Raw genomic sequence first — 334 nt, forward strand, 5'->3', positions numbered from 1 at the left:
TACGTATGAGTATAACTGGATAATTATATTCGTTTTTACGATAATATCGGCTTTATCAATAGCGACAGGAAGAGCTGCTGCTGGCATGATTAAAGCCCCATTTGCGGTATCCATCAGTATCCAAATGGATAGCGCCTGTGGAATACAACCCCAACCCAAAGTTATGAGACTGACCTTGATATTGCCAGAACTGACATAAGCCATCTTGCATGGTGCTCAGTAGCCATAAATTGTCTTCGTACTCAGGCACCCAAATATCTATAGCGCCTGCGGTCATATGTTTGCTGCTACTTGCCCCGCCAGCACAGTCATTGAGTCCAGGACTGCGATATAC

1 protein-coding gene is annotated in these 334 nt (G+C 44.6%); it reads right to left on the reverse strand.

Features of this window, described 5'->3' with window-relative positions; all coding sequences use genetic code 11:
* Positions 1–55: 55 nt before the first annotated feature.
* Positions 56–334, reverse strand: a 279-nt coding sequence (locus AAEY78_RS12460; RefSeq protein WP_352339654.1) for a D-Ala-D-Ala carboxypeptidase family metallohydrolase, incomplete at its 5' end; no start/stop codon positions are given.

Source organism: Psychrobacter sp. 16-MNA-CIBAN-0192 (assembly GCF_040309565.1).
Lineage (GTDB): Bacteria > Pseudomonadota > Gammaproteobacteria > Pseudomonadales > Moraxellaceae > Psychrobacter.